Consider the following 23,584-nt stretch of genomic DNA (forward strand, 5'->3'; position numbering starts at 1 on the left):
GTATGTTCATCTACAGTATTCTCCTGAATACTGTAAACAACGCTAGAAATTCTTACAAATTAGCACTTGTGATTAACCAGAAGAGTGGCGATAAGATTGCAGATGAGTCGCTATTTTGGTAAAGATTCCGGTAAATGCCGCCAAAAATCCATGCGTTGGTGCAAAATACGCACAATCAAAATATGCGACTCTTTGGGGATGTAAAACACGATGTGGGATTGATACTCGAATCGCTTCAGGTTGGGCACAAGCTCGGTAGCACTGTGTTCTGGTTGTGGGTTTTTGACTAGTAACCCTAAAAAATTTACCATTCGAACTCGATTCACTATTATTCAGCGCTCCGTCTATGTCTCTCGATATTTCTTCTTTAACGAATGCAATTACGCGATTGGCGAAAGGTTGGGTGCGCTATCAATCCGATATCAGTGACGCGCTGATACGCGATGGCTTGGTTCAGCGCTTTAAAATTACTTACGAGCTTGCGCATAAAATGCTCAAGTGCTACCTGGAAGCATCGGCAGCCAATCCGGTGCAGTTTGACCAAGCCGATTTCCATTATTTGATTCGTTCTGCTAATGAGCAGGGTTTGTTGCTGGGAGATTGGCCGCAATGGCGGCGGTATCGCGATATGCGGGCAAAAACCAGCCATACCTACGATGAAGCCATCGCGCGCGAGGTGGTTGATGCGATTCCAGGTTTTTTGAAGGAAGCGCAATATCTGCATCAGCAATTAATGCAACGTTTGTCAAAATGAGTGGCCGGCCACCAATTGCCGTTTCCGAAGCCGATTGGCCGATCATACGAAACATTTTGCGTGTACAGGTTCCAAGCTATACCGTGTGGGCTTTCGGTTCGCGGGCTACCGGTCGTGCCAAGCCATATTCCGATCTGGATTTGGCGATCAACGGGGGAAAACCGCTTGGAATAGATTTGGCTGCACAATTGGCGGAAGCTTTCGCGGAATCGGATTTGCCGTACAAAGTGGATATCGTCGATTGGGCAGCGGCGAGCGAGAACTTCAGAAAAGTGATCGAACGCGATAGAGTGGTTGTGCAAACAGGCATGACTGTATAGTTCGAAACATTATAGTTGACTGCTTAGCTCGGAAAATTGCACGCGAAAATTTCATCTTTTTAGCTTACAATGCGCAACATGGTTTCACGTGAAACCAATCGATTAAAATCTTCTCGTATCACCTGAGTTACCAATCATCTAACACTATGAGCAATCACACGGATTTTGACATTATTGTTGTCGGCGGCGGGCATGCCGGAACGGAAGCTGCATTGGCGGCGGCGCGCATGGGGTGCAAGACGTTGTTGCTGACGCACAATATCGAAACTATCGGGCAGATGTCGTGCAATCCGTCGATCGGCGGCATCGGCAAGAGCCATTTGGTGAAGGAAATCGATGCGTTGGGTGGTGCGATGGGGTTGGCGGCGGATGAGGCGGGGATTCAGTTCCGCGTGTTGAATTCGAGCAAAGGTCCGGCGGTCAGGGCGACGCGTGCACAGGCCGACCGGGTATTGTATAAGCAAGCGATCCGCGGCCGGGTTGAAAACCAGCCTAATTTGTGGGTGATGCAGCAAGCAGTCGATGATTTGATCATCGAGCAGGATCGCGTGGTTGGCGTGGTGACGCAATTGCAGATCAAATTCCGTGCACGCGCGGTAATTTTGACCGTCGGCACGTTTCTGGCCGGGCTGGCGCATATCGGTAAAATCCATTTTAAAGCAGGCCGCGCGGGCGATCCACCAGCGTTGACATTGGCGCAACGGTTACGGGAAATGGAATTTCCCGCAGGACGGTTGAAAACCGGCACGCCGCCGCGCATCGACGGGCGCAGCATGGATTATTCTAAATTGCTGGAGCAACCCGGCGACCAACCGGCGCCGTTTTTCTCGCTGATCGATACCGGCATCCAACATCCGCGCCAGATTTCGTGTTGGATTACCCATACCAATAGCGATACGCACGACATTATCCGCGATGGCTTGGTCGATTCGCCGCTGTTTACCGGAAAAATCGAAGGTGTCGGGCCGCGCTACTGTCCATCGATCGAGGACAAAGTGGTGCGCTTTTCCGCGCGTGAATCGCATCAGATTTTTCTTGAACCGGAAGGTCTAGGCACGCATGAAATCTACCCGAACGGTATTTCAACCAGCTTATCGTTCGAGGTGCAGACGCAATTGATTCATTCCATCGTCGGATTGGAAAATGCGCATATCACACGCCCCGGTTATGCCATCGAGTACGATTATTTCGATCCCCGCAATTTGAAGCATACGCTCGAAACCAAAACCATCGAGCATCTGTTTTTCGCCGGGCAAATCAACGGCACCACCGGTTACGAAGAAGCCGCCGCGCAGGGGTTACTGGCCGGGATCAATGCCGCTTTGCAAGTACAGGGGCGGGATGCCTGGTCGCCGCAACGCCACGAAGCGTATTTGGGCGTGCTGGTCGACGACCTGATTACTTCCGGCGTCACCGAGCCTTACCGGATGTTCACCAGCCGCGCCGAATACCGCTTGCAATTGCGCGAAGACAATGCCGATTTGCGCTTGACCGAAACCGGCAGGAAGCTGGGGCTGATCGACGATCAGCGCTGGGAAGCGTTTTCCAATAAACAGGAAGCGATCATCAAGGAGCAGCAACGGCTCGATTCGATTCGCGTATTGCCCGGCACATTGCCGGAACAGGACGCTTTGCGTGTGCTCGGCAAAGGTATCGAGCGCGAATACACGCTTACCGAATTGCTGAAGCGCCCCGATGTCACGTATGAAACGTTAATGACGTTGCCCGGCGCGGGCGAACCGGTGGCGAGCGCGCAAGTCGCCGAGCAAGTTGAAATCCAAGCCAAATATCACGGTTATATCCAGCGTCAGCAGGAAGAAGTGTCGCGTCAGGCGCAGTATGAAAACACCTTGCTGCCGAAGGAGATCGATTATTGCGTGGTGAAAGGATTGTCCAACGAAGTGCAGCAAAAACTCAATCAGCACAAACCGGAAACCATCGGCCAGGCATCGCGTATTTCCGGCGTGACACCGGCGGCGATTTCGTTGCTGCTGGTGCATTTGAAACGCGGCTTTGCGGTCAATGACAAAAAACAAAGCGCATGAGCCTGCTGCCGCAGATTACGCGCAGCTTGCAAGCGCTGAATATAGACGTTATTGCGGCGCCGGAGCAGCTTGCTAAAAACATCGAGCATTATTTATCGCTGATCGAAAAATGGAACAAAGTCCATAACTTGACCGCGATCCGCAATCCGCATGACATGCTGACTCAGCATGTGGCGGATAGCTTGGCGGTATTGCCGCATATCCAGGGTCCGCACATTATCGATGTCGGTACCGGTGCGGGGCTGCCAGGCATACCGGTTGCGCTGGCAAGGCCGGATTGGCAAGTGACTTTGGTGGAAAGCAATCAGAAGAAAACCGCTTTTTTACAGCAGGTAAAAATCGAAATGGGGTTGCAGAATGTTGAAATCATGGCGCAGCGTATCGAGGATGTCCGTCCCGATGGGATGGTGAATACCGTCATTTCGCGCGCATTTTCCGAGCTCGGCGAATTCATCGCGTTAACGCGACACTTGGCCGGGGAAAATGCCGCCAACTGCCGCTGGGTTGCGATGAAAGCCAATTGCACGGAACAAGAACGCCAGCAAATCCGTGCGCCGTTTACGATTGAAAAGACGGTCACGCTGCATGTGCCTGGATTGGATGCCGCCCGGCAACTGATTATCATCCAACAGAACAGCTTTGATTCCGCGTCATGAATACAGGAGCTAAGCCCGTGACCAAAATTCTAGCCATTACCAATCAAAAAGGTGGTGTCGGCAAAACCACCACCAGCGTGAATCTGGCCGCAAGCTTGGCGGCTGCCGATAAATGCGTGCTGCTGATCGATCTCGATCCGCAAGGGAACGCCACGATGGGCAGCGGCACCAACAAGCAAACGCTGAAAACCACGATCTATCACGTGTTGCTCGGCCATACGGGAATACAGCAAGCGTTGGTGAGCAGTGCGCAAGGAAAATACGATTTGATTCCCGCAAACCGCGATCTGGCGGGCGCGGAAGTCGAAATGGTCGATTTTCCGCAGCGCGAAGCGCGGTTAAAGACCGCACTGGAAGAGATTCAGGACGAATACGATTATATTTTGATCGATTGTCCGCCCGCGCTGAACTTGCTGACGTTGAACGGTTTATGCGCCGCGCATGCGGTGATGATTCCGATGCAATGCGAATACTATGCGCTGGAAGGCTTGAGCGATCTGGTCAATACCATCAAGCGGGTGCGCAGCAGTTTCAATCCGGTGTTGCGCATCGAAGGGTTGCTGCGCACCATGTTCGATCCGCGCAATATTCTGGCGCAGCAGGTTTCCGATCAGTTGCAGAAGCATTTCGGCGACAAGGTCTACCGTACCGTGATACCGCGCAATGTGCGCCTGGCCGAAGCGCCCGGTTTTGGCTTGCCGGTGTTGTATCACGACGGGCAATCCAAGGGCGCGCAGGCTTACCTCGATTTAGCCAAGGAAATTCTTGCGGGTAATCCTGCTTGAAAGAAATAAGGAACCCAATGAAATGACAAAACAAAAAGGATTAGGGCGCGGGCTGGATGCTTTGTTGTCGGGCGATGGCAATATGGCGCTGGCGGAAGATTCGTTGCAGAATATCGAGATCGCTAAACTGCAACCCGGCAAATATCAACCCAGAACCAATATGGATCAAGTGGCTTTGGCGGAGCTAGCCGAATCGATCAAAGCGCAGGGTGTGATGCAGCCGATTCTGGTGCGGCCCATCAGTGATGATCGCTTTGAGATTATCGCCGGGGAACGCCGCTGGCGCGCCGCGCAATTGGCCGGATTGACCGAGGTGCCCGCGCTGATCCGTAAAGTTGCCGATGAATCGGCGCTGGCCATGTCGCTGATCGAAAATATTCAACGGGAAAACCTGAATCCATTGGAAGAAGCCATGGGGATTCAGCGCCTTATCAATGAATTCGGTATGACGCATCAAACGGCGGGTGAAGCGCTGGGCAATTCGCGCAGCACGATTTCCAACTTGCTGCGCCTGCTCAATTTGTCCGCGCCGGTACAGGAATTGATGATGCAAGGTAAAATCGATATGGGGCATGGACGCGCCCTGTTACCACTGGCGCCGGTGCAGCAGATTAAAATCGCCAATGTGATCGTGCAAAAACAGCTATCGGTACGCGAAACGGAAAGAATCGTCAACCAGATCGAACACCCGGCGCCGAAAAAAGTGCAGAAGCCCGACCGCGACCTGCTGCGGTTGCAAGAGAATGTCTCCGAGCGACTCGGTGCGCAGGTGGCGATCAAGCCGAAAAAGAACGGCCAGGGCAATATCGTGATCCACTATACCAGCTTGGATCAATTGGATGATATTCTCAGCAAATTCTAGAATGAGCGAATAAGGAAAATTATGGACGCAAGGTTATTGGATATTTTGGTGTGCCCGTTGTGCAAAGGGCCGCTGCTCTACAAAAAAGACGATAAGGAATTGATCTGCAAACCCGACCGGCTGGCATTCCAGATCAAGGACGGCATCCCGGTGATGCTGGAAGACGAAGCGCGCCGGATACCGGACGAAGTTGAAATAAAATAATAACGATGAATTCGAGTATCAAGCTTGAGCCGCGCGTGGCGGCTATTCTGGGGGCTTTGGTTGCCGATGCCGCGTCGCTGGGGTTGCATTGGCTCTACGATCCCGCGCGCATCGCGCAGATCGAAAAAAGCAAAGGGTTGGTTTTTCTGCAACCGGATGCCAGCGATTACGCCGGTGTCAGCGGCTACTTCGCGCATGGCAGGAAGCAAGCGGGCGATTCATCGGCTTATGGTGAATTGTGTTTGCTGATGCTGCGCCATATCGCACGGCACGGCGGTTTTTACCGCACGGATTATCAAGCCGAGTACCGCAGCTATTTCGGACCCGGAGGCGGGTATCACGGCTATATCGATTCTCCCACGCGGTTAACCCTGCAAACGCTGCTGCCGCTCAAGCCGGAAGATTTTCCACTGGAATCCGGCGCGGACGACGATCAGTTTGCCGCATTGGCGGCATTGCCGGCAATCGTGGCGGCCCATAATGAATCGCAAGATGCGCTTAAAGCGAAAATCGAGCAGGCGGTGCGGCTGACCAATAACAATGACACCGCCGTTGCGGCGGCACAGTACGCAGGCTGTGCGTTGCTGGCCATTTTGCAAGGTCAATCCATCGGTCAAGCGCTGAGCGATGCCTTATCCTGTGCTGGCGAAAAACTGGCGCCGCTGGTGGAAGAAGCATTGCAAACGGGAATGCTCGACAGCGCCGCAGCGGCCAAACGTTTCGGCTCGGCCTGCCATGTGCTGGAGGGCCTGCCGGTGATTGCGCATATCGCGCGCTATGCGCCCGATTACCGCACAGCGATTGAAGAAAATATCCGTGTCGGCGGCGATAGCTGCGGCCGTTCCATCATGCTCGGCGCGATCATGGCGGCTTATACCGCACAGCAAAACGGCCAGATAGCGTCGATTCCGCTTGAATGGGCTGCGCGCTATCATAAGCTGTCCATTGCGGCGGATGCTTGCGTTCAACTCCGGCATCAGTAGATAAATTCCCGCGGAATGGATATAATTTGCTGAATAATTAGTCTTTACAACAAAAAGCAGAAAACACTCTATCCATTCATCTCTTCACGATTGCCTGCGTTGTTAAATCACGAACCACAGTCTGTCTTAAATCCATTGCTGCCATTGCGCGCAGTTCAGATGAAATGACACTAAGAAACCCAATAATGCATTCGGCCTATTCGTCTTATTAGCCTTATCGATCACTTACAAATTTATTAAATTCTGGAGGAAAAATGAGTCACACGCTTTATGAAACCACCGTTCAGCGGGTACAACGCTGTGAATTGGCCGTTCCAGGTTCCAGCCCGGGCATGTTTGAGAAGGCGCTGAATAGCGGCGTAGACTTTGTTTTTCTCGATCTAGAAGATGCCGTCGCACCCGACGACAAGATCCAGGCGCGCAAAAACATCATTCAGGCACTTAACGATTTGGACTGGAAAGGCCATGGCATCACGGTTTCCGTGCGCATCAACGGCCTCGATACGCAGTATATGGTGCGCGACGTAGTGGATCTGGTGGAACAGGCCGGAAGCAAGATCGACACGCTGCTGATTCCCAAAGCCGGTGTGTATGCGGATATTTACATGGTACAAGCCATGGTTACCCAGCTCGAAATGCAGCAAGGGCTGAAAAACCGCATTGGTCTGGAAGCCTTGATCGAAACGGCGCTCGGTATGGCTAACGTGGAGGACATCGCGCGTAACGGTGCAACCGGACGATTGGAAGCATTGCACTTCGGCGTGGCCGATTATGCCGCCAGTAACCGCGCCAGAACCACCAATATCGGCGGTTTGAATCCGGATTATCCCGGCGATCAATGGCATTTTGCCATCAGCCGCATGATCGTCGCTTGTCGCGCATACGGTTTGCGCCCGATCGACGGGCCGTTCGGCGACATTAAGGATCCCGATGGTTATGTGCTGGCAGCTAAACGCGCTGCTGCATTGGGTTGCGAAGGCAAATGGGCGATTCATCCGACACAGATTCCGCTGGCTAACGATGTGTTCACACCGCCCGAGCGGGAAATTGAAAAAGCCAAACGTATTCTGGCCGCGCTTAAGGAAGCCGCCGCACAAGGCAAAGGCGCCGCTGCGCTGGATGGCCGCTTGATCGACGCCGCTTCGGAAAGAATGGCCAATAATGTGGTGAAAGTCGCGGAAGCGATTGCAGCAAAAAACGGTTAATGAATGAAGGCCGCGTAATGCGGCCTTTATCTTTAGAACCCGATAGTTTGAAATGATAAAAATTAGCGCATTAATGCGATTGTTGAGGAAATTGAAGTGAATATTCACGAATATCAAGCAAAAGAAATTCTGGCTGGATACGGCGTTAAAATTGCTGAAGGGGGTCTGGCCTATAGTGTGGTGGAAGCCGTGCAACGCGCACGGGAAATCGACGGTGATGTCTGGGTGGTGAAGGCGCAGATTCATTCCGGCGCGCGTGGTAAAGCGGGCGGTATCAAAGTGTGCAAAACACACGCGGAAGTTGAAAAAGCCGCGGAGGATCTGCTCGGTAAAAAGCTGGTGACGCACCAAACCGGCCCTGCCGGAAAAATCTGTTCCCGGCTCTACATTGAAGCGGGTACTAATATCGCCAAGGAAATGTACCTGTCGTTCATGATCGACCGTGTCAGCGAACGCGTCATCATGATTGGTTCCGCAGAAGGCGGTATGGAAATCGAAAAGCTGGCTGTGACCAATCCGGAAGCGATCATCAAAATTTATGTCGAGCCCGCAGTCGGATTGCAGGACTTTCAGGCGCGCAAAATGGCGTTCGCGCTGGGGATCGATCCGGCGCAACTAAATCACGCGGTGAAAACCATCAAAGGCTGTTATCGCGCGTTGCGCGATCTGGACGCCAACATTCTGGAAATCAACCCGCTGGTGATCACCGCGAATAACGACCTCATCGCGCTCGACGCGAAAATGGTGTTCGACGAAAACGCCCTATTCCGCCGCCACAAAATCGCCGAACTACGCGACAACACGCAAGTCGATCAACGCGAAGTCGCGGCTGGCGAAGCCGGGCTGAGCTATGTCGGTCTGGACGGCGACATCGGCTGTATGATCAACGGCGCCGGTTTGGCGATGGCGACGATGGATATGATCAAACTGGCGGGCGGCGAGCCTGCCAACTTCCTCGATGTTGGCGGCGGCGCATCCGCCGAGCGCACCGAGAAAGCATTCCGTCTGGTGCTGGCCGATGCCAATGTCAAAGCGATGCTGGTGAATATTTTCGCCGGTATCAACCGCTGTGACTGGATTGCCGAAGGCGTGGTGCAAGCCGTCAAAAACATCGACATGAAAATCCCGCTGGTGGTCCGTTTGTCCGGCACCAACGTAGAAGAAGGCCGCCGCATCATTGCCGACAGCGGCCTGCCGATCATCACCGCCGATACGTTAGCGGAAGCCGCCGAGAAAGTCGTCCGCGCCCGCAACGAAGTCGCCGCAAAAAAAGCCTAGGAGTATAAAGTGGCCATATTAATCAACGAAAAAACACGCATTATTGTGCAAGGTTTTACCGGCAGAATCGGTACTTTTCACGCGCAGGAAATGATCGACTACGGCTCCAACGTGGTCGGCGGTGTCACGCCCGGTAAAGGCGGACAAACGCATCTGGGGTTACCGGTGTTCAACACCGTCAAGGAAGCGGTCGAGCAAGCCGGCGCGGAAGCCAGCATCGTGTTTGTACCGCCCGCGTTTGCGGCGGATTCGATCATGGAAGCTGCCGATGCCGGGATCAAATACTGTGTCTCGATCACCGACGGTATCCCGACGCAAGACATGATGACGGTGAAAAACTTTCTGCGCCGTTTCCCGAAAGAAGAACGCATGCTGCTGACCGGCCCGAACTGCGCCGGAACCATCAGCCCAGGCCGTGCGATGCTCGGCATTATGCCCGGCCATATTTACATCCGTGGCAATATCGGCGTGGTTGGCCGTTCCGGCACGCTGGGTTATGAAGCCGCCGACCAAATGCGCGCACTTGGCATCGGCATTTCCACTTCGGTCGGCATCGGCGGCGACCCGATCCCCGGCAGCTCGCACCGCGACATTCTGGAACGGCTGGAGCAAGATCCCGAGACCAAAGTCGCACTCATGATCGGTGAAATCGGCGGTCCGCAAGAGGTCGAAGCCGGTAAATTCGCCAAGGAAAACATGAGTAAACCGCTGGTCGCTTACATTGCCGGACTCACCGCACCCGAAGGCCGCCGCATGGGCCACGCCGGCGCGATTATCTCCTCTGCAGGAGAAAGCGCCGCCGAAAAAGTCTCGATGCTGAAAGAACTCGGCGTCACGATTTGCCCGACCCCGTCGCTGATGGGACAAACGGTCGCGGAAGTGTTGGCGAAGTTGTAATTCTGTCATTGTAGTTGTAGTTAAAATAAAACCCGGCAAACTGGTGTTGCCGGGTTTTTTGTTTTAGTATGAATTCAAGTTCGATATCACAAAGATGAGATTAATTATGATAATAAGCAAATACATATTTTCTTACATTTTTTTCGCCATTCTAAGCATTAGCGGAAGTTCCCTGGCTGCAGGTTATACAATCATAGACCTTGGAGGTACAACGGCTAATGCTGTCAATTCTAGTGGTCAAGTCGTAGGAGATGAATATATTGCTATATCTGTTCTTAAAGCTTTTTTATATAGTAACGATAACAAACGGAATTTAGGTACTTTAGGTGATTTAATGAGTAGTGCTTCAGATATCAACGACAGTGGTCAGATCGTGGGGAATGTAACTACAATCACTGAAGATACTCGTGCTTTTTTGTACAGTAGCGGCAATATGCAACTTTTGGGTACTTTGGGTGGCGAATGGAGCAATGCTTCGAGCATTAATAATAATGGTCAAATCGTAGGAGCATCAGCCACAACCGGTAATGTCGGTTACCATGCATTTTTATACGAAAGTGGCAGAATGCAAGATCTCGGTACTTTAGGTGGAACGAATAGTATTGCTACGGGTATTAATTCAAATGGCCAGATTGTGGGATATTCACAAATAAGTGGCAATTCTGCTTATCACGCTTTCTTATATAGCGATGGTTACATGCAGGATCTGGGTACATTGGGTGGAAGAGATAGCTATGCCAGGTCAATTAATGATAGTGGTCAGATTGTAGGCTATTCGGTTATTGCAGCCGAAGAAAACCCGCCATACCATGCATTTACATATAGCAATGGCGTCATGCAAGATCTAGGCTTTTTAAATGATGGATCTTATAGTGCTGCTTTTGATATCAATAATAGTGGTCAAATTGTAGGATGGTCAAATATGCCATCGGAATGGGATGGAGGTGGAGGTCATGCACTATTATTTGATAATGGAAAGATGATTGATTTGTATGTGTTATCAGATGCAGAAGCATTGGGTTGGAAAACGCTTGATGCGCGAGGTATTAATGAGTTAGGGCAAATTGTAGGTTGGGGATACAGAGAAGATAATCCTGGTGACGTTGCTGAAATGCATGCATTTCTAATGAGCCCTGTACCAGAGCCTAATGCATATCTACTGATGTTATTTGGATTATCGATAATGCTGCTGTCGATTCGTCCTTATCAATATGGTGAGGCGCGATAATCTAAATTAATCAGCGTACCAGGTAGGTTGGGCTGCCGAAGAAAGCCCAACATCAATCAGCGGTAAAACAAAGGTATTGTTTCGTGACGATCAATGAATGTTGGGCTTCCTTTGTCAGCCCAACCTACAATTAGGGTCTGGTAGGATGTGCCGACTGTAAGGAGGCGCGTCAATCAAAAAACGTTTGAAAACAGGAAAACAAACGAAAGGCAGAATACCGGCGTGCGTATGTTCCTGGAGGTTCCTGGTTTTTTACGGTCAATCTTGCCGAACGCAAGACCAATCGGCTGTTAGTCGAAAAAATCGATTTACTGCGTAGCGCATTTGAATACACCAAGCAGCGCCACCTTTTTCGCATGGATGCCGTCGTTATTTTGCCGGATCACTTACAATGTATCTGGACGTTGCCGCAGGCCGATGCAGATTTTTCAACCCGATGGAATCTGCTGAAAGGTTACTTTTCCCGTCACATAGCCAAAGGAGAAAGAATTTCTGCCAGCCGGAAATCCCGCCGGGAAAGAGGAATATGGCAACGCCGATTCTGGGAGCATCTTTTACGTGACCAAAATGATTTTAACCGGCACGTCGATTATATTCATTGGAATCCTGTGAAACATGGCTGGGCAAAAAGCGTCGGTGATTGGCCTTATTCCAGTTTTCATCGTTATGTTGAACAAGGTGTTTATCCCGAGAATTGGGGGAATCACGCAGGTTATGATATCGAGGGGTTTGAATGATTTATCTGATGCGCCTCCTGCGGTCGGCACATCCTACCTGGCTTGCTATTAAATCTGTAGGTTTGTCATTGGAAACTCATTGGTAGTGGCTATGTGGCTATATCCTTGGAATAAATTAATCTTTTCCGTCTTGTTGGTAGCGAGTATTGCTCTCGCCGAGGAAAATACAAGTGATTGCCGGATTTCGGATGAAGAATTTGTTAGTCAGCTTTACACCATGAAGGATTGGGACACGATTTATAGTGTGTACAGAACCAATCTTCCGTGCATACCAGACGACGGAATGTATGCCGAGGGTTATTCGGATGTTATCGTCCGGGCATTTGCAACCCAATGGGAAGATATCAAGACTTTACATACTCTCGCATCACGCGACCCTGAATTTCGGGTTTTTGTTCTTCGGCATATCAATGCCACTACCGATCCCATAGAACTCAAACAAGCGTTATCGAATGCGGAAAGCAATTGTCCTGCGGGTATCAATAGTCTGTGTAAGGAGGTTGCGAAGCAAGCCGCTGCCGCTCTGGAGGAAATGTTGTGAGAAGATGCATGCTTCTCATTCCTTTGAATAAAAATACCCGGTTTCTCGTTCCGCAAGATCATCACACCCAACTATCCAGTTAGTAAAAACCGGTTACCTATTGGTAGTTTCCAGACTCTTGAAATTTATGGTTTGCAACACCAAATTTGCGTTGGATTTTTATAACAAACTCGAATTTTTTTAACCGCCGCTATGCTATTCTTGCGGCATTTTTTTAACGACATCAAAAAATATGGAACAAAAAGATAAACCTCGAAACACACCGTCGCAGAGAATTCCCGTCATTGCGCATTTTCTTTTTTTCACCCGCTGGTTGCAGTTGCCTTTGTATCTCGGGCTGGTGCTGGCACAGTGCGTGTATGTATTTCATTTCTGGGTTGAGCTGACCGATTTGATCGGTGCGGTGATGGGAAACAAAAATGCGTTGGAGCATATTCTCGATGTCGTCACAATCGAAGGCGCGACCCGGCCGGACCGGCTGACGGAAACCACCATTATGTTGGTAGTGTTGGGTTTGATCGATGTGGTGATGATTTCAAATCTGCTGATTATGGTCATCATCGGCGGGTATGAAACCTTCGTTTCGCGCATGAATCTGGAAGGACATCCGGATCAGCCGGAATGGCTGTCGCATGTCAACGCTTCCGTGTTGAAAGTCAAATTGGCCACGGCAATCATCGGGATTTCATCGATCCATCTGCTGAAAACGTTCATCAATGCCAGTGCATACGACGAAAAAACGCTGCTGGCGCAAACCGGTATTCACATGGCGTTCCTGCTTTCGGCCATCGCAATCGCTTACTGCGATCGCATTATTACGCAGACCAGCATGCAGTCGGGTGAACACTAATTCCAATCGTTGGTGGTTTCAGGCGACGGCTGCTGCATGGCTCAACATGGTCAGTACGCCTTGCAAAGCGGTAACTACCGCCTGGCGCCGGATGGATTCGCGGTCGCCGCTAAAATAATGCGTTTCCTGCTGCACTAAGCCATCCTGAGTGGCCCAGGCAAAGCACACCATGCCGACCGGTTTGGTGGCCGTGCCGCCGTCCGGTCCGGCGATTCCGGTAATCGATACACTGATCTGCGCATGGCTGCGGTTGAGTGCGCCGATGGCCATCTCCTGAGCGGTTTGCGGGGAAACCGCGCCATAGTGATCCAAGGTGGCTTGTTGTATGCCGAGCATTTCGCATTTGGCGGTGTTGCTGTAGGTGATATAGCCGCGCTCGTACCAGACCGAGCTGCCGGACACCGCCGTGACAGCCTGACCCACCCAGCCGCCGGTGCAGGATTCCGCAGTCACCAGCATCCAGCCGCGCTGAGCGAGGCATTTCCCAACGGCTATTGCCAAATCAAGTGCATTTTGATTTGTATCAGGAATTTTATGACTCCAATGATTAAGATGAACTAGATGCAGTAGGGTGTTTTGTTGTTTCAATTACCATGCATGGTATACCGCTCATATCATTATATTGGAATCTATTCTTACTTTTCTCACTGTTTTATTAATAGAAAACAGGAAATATGTCCGCTGATCATCGCGCAAGATGGCCCTTTATCGATGCTTTAAAAGCGATCTGCTGTTTATTGATCGTCGCGCATCACTTGGCCATTTACGGTCCTATACCGGATTTCGCTTATCCCTTGATTCCGGGATTAATCGATTGGTTGCGTGAAGACGGGAGAATCGCGGTGCAACTATTTTTTGTCATCGCGGGGTTTTTTGTCGCAGGAAAACTTGCACCGCAGGGTTTATCGCTTGTCTCAAATCCAATCGCGCTTATCCAGCAACGCTATGTACGCTTGATCATGCCTTATCTGGCGGCATTAACGCTTGCGATTGGCGCGGCCGCCTTGGCCAGAATTTGGATGCAGCATGAATCGATACCCGGTACACCCAATTTATTTCAACTGCTCGCGCATATTTTTTTGCTGCATGATCTGCTGAATCAGGAGGTTTTGTCGGCGGGTGTCTGGTATGTCGCCATCGATTTCCAATTATTTGCGCTGACAATTTTAGTATTGTGGGCTACCCGCCAAATCCAGAATCGATATGCAGCACTGAAAATGTTCAGCTTGATTTTAATTTCCGGTTTAACCATCGCTTCCTTGTTCTTTTTTAACCGCGATCGTTACTGGGATGAAACGGCTTTATATTTCTTTGGCGCTTATGGTCTGGGTATTCTGATTTATTGGGCATCGGCCAGCAAGCACCAGGTGTTCTGGTTTGCCGTGCTGATTGCGGTGATTATTGCCTCGCTGCTGTTGGATTTCCGTTCGCGCATTGCCGTTGCAGGCGCTGTTGCCTTGCTCCTGGGATTGGCGCAGTATTTCGATGTTTTGCGCAGCAAATACGTACCTGGTTTTCTGGCTTATCTTGGGCGTGCTTCCTATTCCATCTTTCTCATTCATTTCCCGGTACTGCTGATCATCAATGCCGCATTTTTCAGATTTATGCCGCATCAACCCGAAATTCAACTATGCGGTCTGTTATTGGCAATGTGTGTCAGTATCGGCGCCGGTATGGTACTGTTTAACTGGCTGGAAGCCCGGCCGGTAACCAGACGGATGCGTATCTTGCTGCCCGTGGGGTTCATGACATGCGGCTTATTGGCTATGCTCTAAGCAGCTAGAAACCGTGGATGATTGCACCTTGACGTTATTTTTCCAAACAGGGAAGATGCTAGCCGGATTTCCGGGTTTATAGGATCGATGTTTTTGATACGCACAAAGGATTAAACATGCGAAATTTTTTACTGGCAGTACTGATTTCAGTTATTCCGGTACCAGTATTGGCAAGTGATGTAGGAGTCACTATCAGCATCGGTCAACCCGGGTTTTATGGTCAAATCACGCTGGGCAATCAGTATCCGGTGCCGCAGTTGATTTATCCGAATCCTGTTTTGGCAATTCCTCCTGCTGTTGCTGTTCAACAGCAGCCGGTTTATCTGTACGTGCCGCCCGGCCATGCCAAACGCTGGGACAAATACTGCCATCGTTACAACGCCTGCTATCAACCGGTCTATTTTGTGCAACGGAACTGGTACAACGATGTTTATCTGCCGCATTATCAGAGCCAGCAGATATATTCAAACAGACAATACGATAATCCGGGCCGCCATGATGAGGGGCGCGATTCGGATCGTTACCGCGAACGCTACGGTGAATCACGCCGCTATCGGCAGGAAGATTCTCAAGACCGGCACGGTGACCGCGATCACCCGGGCCGGGGGGATCATAAGAATCGCGACAAGGACGATCACGGAAATCACGGCAAGAAAGATCATGATCGCGGGAATCAAAGGGATTAATGAAGCGTGAACACTTGCTCTAGCGTAAATGTTCATCCATAAAAGCACCCAAGGTTCTTTTCCACGCCGGTTGCATAAAAATGAAACCGGTATTGTGGCCGCCTTCCAACGGTAAAAATTGCTTCGGTTCCGGCGCTGCCTGAAACAACCGTTCGCCATGATGAAACGGAACGATGTCATCCTGCGGGCTGTGCGCGATGAAAACCGGACAGGATACCGATTGTAGCGATGCCTGCGTGTTGTATGCAAAGCGGCTGATCCACCGCACCGGCAGGAACGGATAAATTTCTCCGGCCAGTCCGGGAACCGAGGTAAAGGTTGAAGCCAACACCAGCAAACCGGGTTTCTCCCGGGCTGCCAGCCACGCTGCCACGGCACCGCCGAGCGATTCACCGAACAGGACGATCCGTTCAGGCGCAATCCCTTTGGCTGCCGTCAAATAATGCCAAGCCGCTTGCGCATCCAGATATGTGCCGGATTCCGACGGCGTGCCGCTGCTCTGGCCATAGCCGCGATAATCGAACAATAATGCGTTATACCCGAGCCGCTTGAACATGGTCAGGTAATTGATGCGATGGGAAATATTGCCGGCGTTGCCATGAAAGAACAATACCGTGCCTTTGGCATCCGGCACGGGCATCCACCAGCCATGCAAGGTTTCGCCGTCGCTGGTTGGGATGCTGACGGAGCTATAATCCAGCCCGACTGCGCCGGGGGTATTGCCGAGCTGTTTTTCCGGGAAATAAACCAGGCGGGATTGACCAACATACACCAGCAAAACAATCACTACATACGCGACAACCAGCGCGATCAGCAGATTGAGCAGCATACGCGGCATGACAAGTGCATTAAGGTTGCTGCAGATTGATCACGATATCCGCACCGAGCTTGCCGGTGGTAAATGCGGAATCGCTGAATCTGGGAAAACCGGCCGGTTGTTCAGGATTGTTCGATAGGCCAAAAGGTTCGAGCGGTAACAGATTCCAGTTCTTTTTCAGTTTCCGGTCGCCGTCCAAGTCCTGATAAACCGCCACGGCATAAGTACCGGCCCGGTCAAGATTGATGCAAGCGGTTTGCTGTCCTGCCGCTGCCGGAATGCGCACTTTGCGTTTGCGCCCTTTTTTGGAGAGAAAATGATCCGGATCATCGTACAGCTCGATGTTCAAAGCACCACCGGTGGTTACATTTTTTACCGTCACCCTGACCTGCGCGGTGCGTTTATTGCAAGCATCAGGCGCATCTTGCGGATTGATATTGAGTGTTCCGGCGGACTGGGATGGCGTAGCGATCAGAAAGCCCAGCGCGAGCATGAGCAGCGGACGAGCTAATTTTGCAGAAAATACAGGGATCAGGTTTTTCATTGCGTCAGAATAAGTGAGGGTTATCGAAGCGGGTTAATCGGATGCGGTTGCGCATGCACATTGCGCGAGCGTTTATTTCAATGAAAATTCAGCTTTGCTGCCTTTCTTTTGAGCGCCCTCGCCGGTTTCGTGGATACCGACGACAAAAATACGTTCGCTGGAAATTCCGCCATTCTCGACCAGCCAGTTGCGCGCAGCGGCTGCGCGGTTTTCCGCCAGTGTTTGCAAGTCGCTATCGGTAACGGTGAGATGGGTCAGAATGAGTTGTTCCATTTCAGCGCTGGGAAGGCTCTTGGCCAATCCGATGGCGTTCTTGGGTTTGTCGAAAGATTCTTTTTTGTAGGCAATTTCAAGATATTTGTTGTATTCCTGCGGAGTCAATTTGATATCCGTGATAGCGCCGCTGGCGATGCCCTTTTTGGTATCTTCGGCTAATTTCTGCGCTTTGACTTTGGTTTGCAACATGGCGAGCTTGAGCCCTTCGTGATCCGCATCCGGATCGACCTGACCGGAAATTTCCAGTTGCAGCGATGAGCGGTCTTTTAAAATCCCGGCCAAGGTTTCCAGGCGCTGAGCGGATTCGGTCTCGATATCGGCAAAACCGGGGGTAAAGGAAATCTCCGATAATTCCTCACCACCCTCAAACGCCGAGCCAAGCAATGCGAAAGGCGAGGTGATCGCCTTGGAGATCATGTTGATAAAGGCTGAAAAGACAATGTCGCCCAGATTGAAGTCGGGGTCGTCGATGGAACCCTTGAGCGGCAAATGAAGATTGATTTCACCGCGGCGATTTTTCAGCAGCGAGATGGCGAGATCGAGCGGAAGCGATACCGCATTCTCACTCTCGACTTTCTCACCGAGGGTGAATTGATCGAGAAAAATCTTATTATCCGCTGACAATGCGCCATTCTCGACCTGATAATTGACATCGGCCGATAGTTTTCCCTTCTCAATTTCATAGCCGATATATTTTCCCGAATAAGGGCTGAATGGCGGCAGATCGATCCCTTTGACCTGCGCAACGATATCCATCAGCAATTGGGCGCTGAACGGGTCGATGGTTCCTTGGATATGCAAAGGCGCGGTTTTGCTGACCATGCCGCGGATATCGACTTTTCCCGATTTGCCCGGATACAACGGGCCGACCTGGCCGGTAAGAGCAGTCAAATTGGCGCGGTAATTCGGCTTAATAAATCGGTCGTTGAAATCGATGTTGCCTTGTTGCAGGTAAATCTTGCCGATATGCACCGGTGTTTCGCTTTTTGGCACGGTTGCGCTGAGATCCTTGGATGCCGCTGCGGTAATCGAGGCGACCGGTTCCGACGGTTTTCCGGTTTGAATGATTTGTTTCAGATTGAGCGTGCCATCCGGCTGGATGATCATGCGCGCAAAGAAATCGCTCAAATACAGTGTGTTGATATCCACCAGCAGCGGATCATTGGTGAAGCTGAGGTGGCCGATTTCCAGTTTTTTCCAGCGCAGCAAATCATAGGCATTTTTGCTATCGAAGATATTGAAATTGCCTAGCTTTCCTTCACCGCTCAATTGAATTTTTAACGGATCGCCGCTGGCTTTGAAATTTCCCGCGAAAGAAATGTCGCCGCTGGTGAGCAGCGCGGTGAGTTTGTCGCCCAGCCAGCCTTGCAGCGATACCAGATCGACCGCATTGAGGTTCAGCAGCAAATCCGCCAATAGCGGCGACCAGGCCAGCGTGCCGCTGGCTTTGATGCTGCCGTGTTGGTTGACTTGTCCTTGTAACGTGAGTTGCAGCGGCTCTATGCCGTCGAGATCGATGTCTTCCAGCGCCAAATCGAGTGAATCGATCACCATCGGGGTGACTTTCGTCAGCGACAGATCTTCATAGCGCAGCTTGGCCGATTTGAATTGGATGCTTTTGATGTGCGGTACCCAAGGTTTAGCGGCAGAGGACTTTTTCTTGTTGCCGTTATCTACGTCCACGCGCGCGAGTTTCTGTTGCGATTCTTTTCCGGCCGTTTGGACTGTATTGGCAGGATGGGCGGGTTTTCTGCCCGGAATCGGAATCAGCACCCGCTCTACCGGCGCGCTTGCGGAGGATCCGGAAGACCCGGCAGATCCGGAAGATTCAAACAGCCGGGAAAGATCGAGATTTCCCTGCGCATCGCGGCGTAATGTCGTGTTCAATCCGTCCAATGTAATGGCGCCCAAGGCAATTTTTTGTGCCGCGGTATTGACGGTGATATCAGGAATAGCCAATTTGGCGAGCGATAACGCCGGTTCTTTTTCGCCATCGCGCGTCAGTGCGGCTTGATCGATATAGAGTTTTATCCGCGACGGTTGCTTTCCGGTCGGATCGGCTTTGCTCAGCGCGATATTCAAATGCTTCAAATGCGCCTGATAAGGCGCGGCTACGGCGCTGTTCTTAATAGCGAGCTGCCGCAGCGAGGTGGCGCCGGTCACTTCGATTTGCGGTTCTTTACCCGCTTCCTGAGTGAAAGAGAGATTCAGGTTACTGTCGTAAAAACCGGAGAGCAGACGAATTCCTTCCGGTAAAGTGACGTAGCGGTCAAAGCGGGTTAAATCTGCATTATCAAGCTTAAAAGTCAGCGTTGCTTCCTGAGTGGCGGCAAAAGGACGCAATTTACCGTCCAGTGACAGCAGCGCGCCGTTAATTTTCGCGCTGAAATGCGGCACTATCCAGTCGTTTTGTGTGCCGCCGGTATTGGCGACGATTGGGATGCCGAAGTTGATTTCGCTGATGCTGTGCTCGGCATTTTCGTGCCGATCAATAAATTCGACGCGCCCGCCTTGAATGGCGATATTACTGATTGAAAAAGGAATAGCGGTTTTATTTGCGGTATCTTCCTGCTCTGCCGGTTGCTTGAACCGTTCCAGCAAATCGGAGATATTCAACTGATCTTTGCTGTTCCGCACCAGACGCAGTTGCGGTTCGGACAGCGTGATGGACGAAACCACAGCGGCGCGTTGCTTGAGCGATTCCAAACTGAGACCGATGTGCAGCGTGTTGAAGGAAAAAAGCGCTGTGCCCGCTTCAGCGTTACCCGCTGTTTCGGCAATGCGGAAACCCTGTACGCTCAACTCGAGCGTGCGCGGTTTTAGTTCAATCGCCGCAACCGTTACCGGGCGTTGCAGAATTTCTGACAGGCGTAACTCAAGCTGGGATTTGGCATAGTCGGGCAACCAATAGGCGCCAAGTGCAGCTAACGCGGCGATCAGAACCGCAATCACGCCGAGGATGATGCCCAGCCGTTTGTATCGAATAACACGTTGCTGCGAGGTCGGAGTCATAGCGATGCCCTGTCAATTTCTACAGCGAGTTAGCGGAGTGTTCAAAACATTTTAGATGGATATGGTGTTGATGATATAAATTTCTAACCGGGGGTAAATTGAGCTGCATCAGAAACTGTTGCAGAATCAATCTGATCGCTCAATTTACGAAATTTACCCGAACCGGATAAGCGGCCTATGTTAATGATACGCGCCCGCTTTCAGACTGATGAGTTCGACATCGAATATCAAGGTTGCATCCGGAGGGATGACGTTGCCTGCGCCGCGTGAGCCATAAGCCATTGAGGATGGAATAATGAGCGTGCGCTGCCCGCCGACCTTCATGCCTTGAACGCCTTGATCCCAGCCTTTGATCACCCGTCCCGCGCCGAGCATGAAAGAAAAATATTCTTTACGATCGTAGGAGCTATCGAATTTTTTGCCTTTTTTGTCGGGCGCGCTTTCATCGTAGAGCCAGCCGGTATAATGCACGCTGACGGTTTTTCCGATTTCCGCTTCTTCGCCGGTGCCTACTTTGGTATCGATCTTTTGAAATGCGGGACCATCGGCCGCTGCCGCGTCCTTATTAGCGAAGACAGTCTGGGGCAGTAGTGTCAGTGCCAGCAGAACGAGACTTAAGTGAAACAGTGTTTTAATAGTACGCATGATTTCCTCGAGAATAAATAAAATCCGGCTAATTTTAGCAATTAACGCTTGCATATTATAACTGGTAACATCAATTCTTTTTATCACTGGCTGCTTGAATGGATCGTTTTCACCAGGGGTTGATCAAAGCGCATAGTGTGCAGTATTTTTACCGGTAACATTTTTTCTTTATGACATCTAATATGCACTTACCCGAACAACACGAAACCGGCCGCAATGAGCCGCCGCTAGCGGAGCAACAAGCAGCCGATTTATTATGCCTGCATGATTCGCCGGTAGTGCGCGCCATGTATCTGGGCGCTGGCTTTGTGGCGTTATTTCTGGCTGTGCTGGGGGCGATTTTGCCGGTATTGCCGACGACGCCGTTTGTGTTGCTGGCGGCGGCCTGTTTTGCACGTGGTTCCGAACACTTTCATCGCAAGTTGCTGGAAAACCGGATTGCCGGACCGATCATTCGTGAATGGACGCTCTATCGCAGCATTCCGCAGCGGGTTAAACGCTGGGTGTATTTTTTGATGACATTGTCATTTGGCAGTTCTATTCTGATCGTGCCTGAACTGTGGCAAAAAATGATGCTGCTTGTAATCGGCAGCATACTGGCCTTTTATATTTGGCGGATTCCGGTTCGAAAAGTCTGAATTGCAATCAACTAAGTTCTAAATTTAAGTTGTCAGTTCAAGAGTTAAATACTCGCCATCAATTTTCTTATGGATAATTTTCCTAAGGTTCTTTAATCATTATTCGCGTTAATACTAATCAATGATGTATTTATGGCATGCCGGTGTCATTTTGATCAATCGTGACTAACATTTAACAAAGAGTTTACATTCGCTTCACAATTGGGTTGCTCTCTCGATTTATAGTTACGTCTGAGTTCACGAAACATGGTCACTTTATTGAGGAAATCTCCGGCTTTGCCGGAGGTGCAACTATAGTGGGGGTATGCAATGAGAGTAAATGAGCCGGTTACCCAGCGGGATATGGGTATGAATAATGATTGTGTGATCATCTCGACAACCAATTTAAAAGGTGCGCTCACATCAGTCAATGAAGATTTTATCCGAATGAGTGGCTTCAGTTGGGAAGAACTCGAGAATAAAAATCACAATATTATCCGTCACCCCGATGTACCACCGGAAGCCTATGCGATGCTGTGGGATGCGCTGAAAGCAGGCGATCCGTGGATGGGTATGGTAAAAAACCGTCATAAAAGTGGTGATCACTACTGGGTTGACGCATTCGCCAGTCCGCAATATGAAGACGGCAAAATTATCGGCTACCAGTCAGTGCGGGTAAAACCGGAAAAGATTTGGGTTGACCGGGCTGAGGCTTTATATGCCAAAATAATGTCAAAAAAATCCGCTGATGACAAACGGCGTTCAAAGCTGGACGCAGTTAAATTAACTCGATTCCCAATCGGTTTATCCGCCAAAATCGCATTGGCCGTGACGGGTGTTTTTGCGCTGCTTTTCACCGGATTGGCGCTGGCTGAGCAAATTTCGTTACTTTTTGCTTTAGCAGGTTTTGCGGTTGGCAGCTTGATCAGTTTCACCGTGATTCACCAAATGTTGAGTCCACTCCGGGAACTTGCTGCAAAATCAGAGAAAATTGCCAACGATCCGGTAGCACGCTTTGTCTATACCGGTAGAACCGATGAGCTCGGTCAATTAGAATATGCACAGATATTCCAGACAGCGAAACTCCGTACTGCGATAGGTCGTGTCAAAGAATCGTCTGAAGTATTGGAAAATGCCGCTGCTGAAATTGCAGCGGGTAGCGTGGATCTGTCAGGCCGTACGGAAAATCAAGCCTCCAGCCTGGAAGAAACGGCATCCAGTATGGAAGAAATCACCTCAACCGTGCAGCAAAATGCTGAGAATGCGAAACAAGCCAATATTCTTGTGATGGAAGCGCGTAAGCAAGCTGAGAAAAGCGGCTCGGTGGTGTCAAGCACGATGCAAGCAATGTCGCAAATTAACGAAAGCAGCAAAAAAATTGCCGATATTACTAATGTTATTGATGAGATTGCCTTTCAGACCAATCTGCTGGCACTTAATGCGGCAGTTGAAGCGGCGCGTGCCGGGGAGCAAGGACGTGGTTTTGCAGTGGTGGCTAATGAAGTGCGCAGCTTGGCTGGCCGCAGTGCCGAATCGGCAAAACAAATCAAAGAGCTGATTAATGACAGTGTCGCCAAAGTGGAAAGCGGGGCCGAGCTGGTAGGTCAATCTGCAAATTCATTAAAAATGATTACTGAGAGCGTTAAGAAAATCTCCGATATCGTTGGCGAAATTTCTCAATCTTCTCAGGAACAAGCAAACGGGATCGAACAGATTAACCAAGCAATCTCACAAATTGATGAGGTGACGCAGCAGAATGGGCAATTAGTCGAGCAATTGTCATCGTCCAGCCGTGCGATGACTGGGAAAGTCAAAATGATCTCTGGTTTGGCGGATCAATTTAAGTAACAGAGCCAATAAGATTGGA

General features: G+C 50.6%; 24 protein-coding genes and 1 pseudogene. 19 read left to right on the top strand and 6 right to left on the bottom strand.

Annotated elements, in window-relative coordinates; translation table 11 throughout:
* Nucleotides 1-110 precede the first annotated feature (110 nt).
* Nucleotides 111-311: a type II toxin-antitoxin system RelE/ParE family toxin gene (locus ABD07_RS15310; RefSeq protein WP_160816858.1), complete on the bottom strand. Its 201-nt coding sequence runs from the start codon at nucleotides 309-311 to the stop codon at nucleotides 111-113.
* A gap of 35 nt (nucleotides 312-346) precedes the next feature.
* On the opposite strand from ABD07_RS15310, the gene ABD07_RS01750 reads away from it, so the two are divergent.
* The 15 genes and pseudogenes from ABD07_RS01750 to ABD07_RS01820 all read left to right on the top strand — a co-directional run bounded on the left by ABD07_RS01750 (nucleotide 347) and on the right by ABD07_RS01820 (nucleotide 13,345).
* Entirely contained in the window at nucleotides 347-754 is a 408-nt protein-coding gene (locus ABD07_RS01750) for an HI0074 family nucleotidyltransferase substrate-binding subunit (protein WP_160816859.1), read from the top strand.
* The gene (locus tag ABD07_RS01755) at nucleotides 751-1,074 is read left to right on the top strand and encodes a nucleotidyltransferase family protein (RefSeq protein WP_160816860.1); all 324 of its coding nucleotides are present in this window, start codon (nucleotides 751-753) and stop codon (nucleotides 1,072-1,074) included. The genes ABD07_RS01750 and ABD07_RS01755 overlap by 4 nt, the downstream gene beginning before the upstream one ends.
* A 146-nt stretch (nucleotides 1,075-1,220) precedes the next feature.
* A complete protein-coding gene (gene mnmG / locus ABD07_RS01760) occupies nucleotides 1,221-3,119 on the top strand; it encodes a tRNA uridine-5-carboxymethylaminomethyl(34) synthesis enzyme MnmG (protein ID WP_160816861.1) in 1,899 nt (632 codons plus the stop codon).
* Nucleotides 3,116-3,775 carry a 16S rRNA (guanine(527)-N(7))-methyltransferase RsmG gene (gene rsmG / locus ABD07_RS01765; RefSeq protein ID WP_160816862.1) on the top strand — a complete coding sequence of 220 codons (660 nt, stop codon included), beginning with the start codon at nucleotides 3,116-3,118 and terminating at the stop codon, nucleotides 3,773-3,775. The genes mnmG and rsmG overlap by 4 nt, the downstream gene beginning before the upstream one ends.
* Before the next feature lie 17 nt (nucleotides 3,776-3,792).
* A complete protein-coding gene (locus tag ABD07_RS01770; RefSeq protein ID WP_207909808.1) occupies nucleotides 3,793-4,560 on the top strand; it encodes a ParA family protein in 768 nt (255 codons plus the stop codon).
* A 22-nt stretch (nucleotides 4,561-4,582) separates the two neighbouring features.
* A complete protein-coding gene (locus ABD07_RS01775; protein WP_108697566.1) occupies nucleotides 4,583-5,422 on the top strand; it encodes a ParB/RepB/Spo0J family partition protein in 840 nt (279 codons plus the stop codon).
* A 21-nt stretch (nucleotides 5,423-5,443) separates the two neighbouring features.
* The gene (locus ABD07_RS01780; protein ID WP_090314933.1) at nucleotides 5,444-5,626 is read left to right on the top strand and encodes a Trm112 family protein; all 183 of its coding nucleotides are present in this window, start codon (nucleotides 5,444-5,446) and stop codon (nucleotides 5,624-5,626) included.
* A 5-nt stretch (nucleotides 5,627-5,631) separates the two neighbouring features.
* Complete coding sequence (locus ABD07_RS01785; RefSeq protein ID WP_160816864.1) at nucleotides 5,632-6,609, top strand: ADP-ribosylglycohydrolase family protein; 978 nt, start codon at nucleotides 5,632-5,634, stop codon at nucleotides 6,607-6,609.
* A 254-nt stretch (nucleotides 6,610-6,863) separates the two neighbouring features.
* Nucleotides 6,864-7,814: an HpcH/HpaI aldolase/citrate lyase family protein gene (locus ABD07_RS01790; RefSeq protein ID WP_160816865.1), complete on the top strand. Its 951-nt coding sequence runs from the start codon at nucleotides 6,864-6,866 to the stop codon at nucleotides 7,812-7,814.
* Between the two features lie 96 nt (nucleotides 7,815-7,910).
* Nucleotides 7,911-9,092 carry a malate--CoA ligase subunit beta gene (locus ABD07_RS01795; protein WP_160816866.1) on the top strand — a complete coding sequence of 394 codons (1,182 nt, stop codon included), beginning with the start codon at nucleotides 7,911-7,913 and terminating at the stop codon, nucleotides 9,090-9,092.
* A gap of 9 nt (nucleotides 9,093-9,101) precedes the next feature.
* A complete protein-coding gene (gene sucD, locus ABD07_RS01800) occupies nucleotides 9,102-9,989 on the top strand; it encodes a succinate--CoA ligase subunit alpha (RefSeq protein ID WP_160816867.1) in 888 nt (295 codons plus the stop codon).
* A 106-nt stretch (nucleotides 9,990-10,095) separates the two neighbouring features.
* A complete protein-coding gene (locus ABD07_RS01805) occupies nucleotides 10,096-11,217 on the top strand; it encodes a DUF3466 family protein (RefSeq protein WP_160816868.1) in 1,122 nt (373 codons plus the stop codon).
* Between the two features lie 224 nt (nucleotides 11,218-11,441).
* Nucleotides 11,442-11,954: pseudogene (locus ABD07_RS01810) on the top strand (REP-associated tyrosine transposase); the annotation flags it as partial.
* A 91-nt stretch (nucleotides 11,955-12,045) separates the two neighbouring features.
* On the top strand, nucleotides 12,046-12,495 hold the full coding sequence (locus ABD07_RS01815; protein WP_160816869.1) for a hypothetical protein: 450 nt from the start codon (nucleotides 12,046-12,048) through the stop codon (nucleotides 12,493-12,495).
* Between the two features lie 232 nt (nucleotides 12,496-12,727).
* Entirely contained in the window at nucleotides 12,728-13,345 is a 618-nt protein-coding gene (locus ABD07_RS01820; protein ID WP_132427020.1) for a YqhA family protein, read from the top strand.
* Nucleotides 13,346-13,363: 18 nt separating this feature from the next.
* Here the strand turns inward: ABD07_RS01820 and ABD07_RS01825 are convergent, their stop codons facing one another.
* On the bottom strand, nucleotides 13,364-13,846 hold the full coding sequence (locus tag ABD07_RS01825; RefSeq protein WP_240142371.1) for a CinA family protein: 483 nt from the start codon (nucleotides 13,844-13,846) through the stop codon (nucleotides 13,364-13,366).
* 173 nt (nucleotides 13,847-14,019) lie between these two features.
* Here ABD07_RS01825 and ABD07_RS01830 point away from each other — a divergent pair, with 173 nt between their 5' ends.
* Both ABD07_RS01830 and ABD07_RS01835 read left to right on the top strand, forming a co-directional pair.
* Nucleotides 14,020-15,120: an acyltransferase family protein gene (locus ABD07_RS01830; RefSeq protein ID WP_160816870.1), complete on the top strand. Its 1,101-nt coding sequence runs from the start codon at nucleotides 14,020-14,022 to the stop codon at nucleotides 15,118-15,120.
* 116 nt (nucleotides 15,121-15,236) lie between these two features.
* Nucleotides 15,237-15,806 (top strand): hypothetical protein, encoded by a 570-nt coding sequence (locus ABD07_RS01835; RefSeq protein WP_160816871.1) that lies wholly within the window; start codon nucleotides 15,237-15,239, stop codon nucleotides 15,804-15,806.
* A gap of 19 nt (nucleotides 15,807-15,825) precedes the next feature.
* Here the strand turns inward: ABD07_RS01835 and ABD07_RS01840 are convergent, their stop codons facing one another.
* From ABD07_RS01840 to ABD07_RS01855, 4 genes are all read right to left on the bottom strand, one after another.
* Complete coding sequence (locus tag ABD07_RS01840; protein WP_240142372.1) at nucleotides 15,826-16,644, bottom strand: alpha/beta hydrolase; 819 nt, start codon at nucleotides 16,642-16,644, stop codon at nucleotides 15,826-15,828.
* 10 nt (nucleotides 16,645-16,654) lie between these two features.
* Nucleotides 16,655-17,167: a DUF2141 domain-containing protein gene (locus ABD07_RS01845; RefSeq protein ID WP_160816872.1), complete on the bottom strand. Its 513-nt coding sequence runs from the start codon at nucleotides 17,165-17,167 to the stop codon at nucleotides 16,655-16,657.
* Between the two features lie 72 nt (nucleotides 17,168-17,239).
* Complete coding sequence (locus tag ABD07_RS01850; RefSeq protein ID WP_160816873.1) at nucleotides 17,240-20,455, bottom strand: DUF748 domain-containing protein; 3,216 nt, start codon at nucleotides 20,453-20,455, stop codon at nucleotides 17,240-17,242.
* Nucleotides 20,456-20,635: 180 nt separating this feature from the next.
* Nucleotides 20,636-21,100, bottom strand: a complete 465-nt coding sequence (locus ABD07_RS01855) for an FKBP-type peptidyl-prolyl cis-trans isomerase (RefSeq protein ID WP_108697701.1) — start codon at nucleotides 21,098-21,100, stop codon at nucleotides 20,636-20,638.
* A 170-nt stretch (nucleotides 21,101-21,270) separates the two neighbouring features.
* Here ABD07_RS01855 and ABD07_RS01860 point away from each other — a divergent pair, with 170 nt between their 5' ends.
* On the top strand, nucleotides 21,271-21,738 hold the full coding sequence (locus ABD07_RS01860) for a YbaN family protein (RefSeq protein WP_240142373.1): 468 nt from the start codon (nucleotides 21,271-21,273) through the stop codon (nucleotides 21,736-21,738).
* A gap of 348 nt (nucleotides 21,739-22,086) precedes the next feature.
* Complete coding sequence (locus ABD07_RS01865) at nucleotides 22,087-23,565, top strand: methyl-accepting chemotaxis protein (RefSeq protein WP_160816874.1); 1,479 nt, start codon at nucleotides 22,087-22,089, stop codon at nucleotides 23,563-23,565.
* Nucleotides 23,566-23,584: the final 19 nt, after the last annotated feature.

Source organism: Nitrosomonas oligotropha (genome assembly GCF_009833085.1).
GTDB lineage: Bacteria > Pseudomonadota > Gammaproteobacteria > Burkholderiales > Nitrosomonadaceae > Nitrosomonas > Nitrosomonas oligotropha.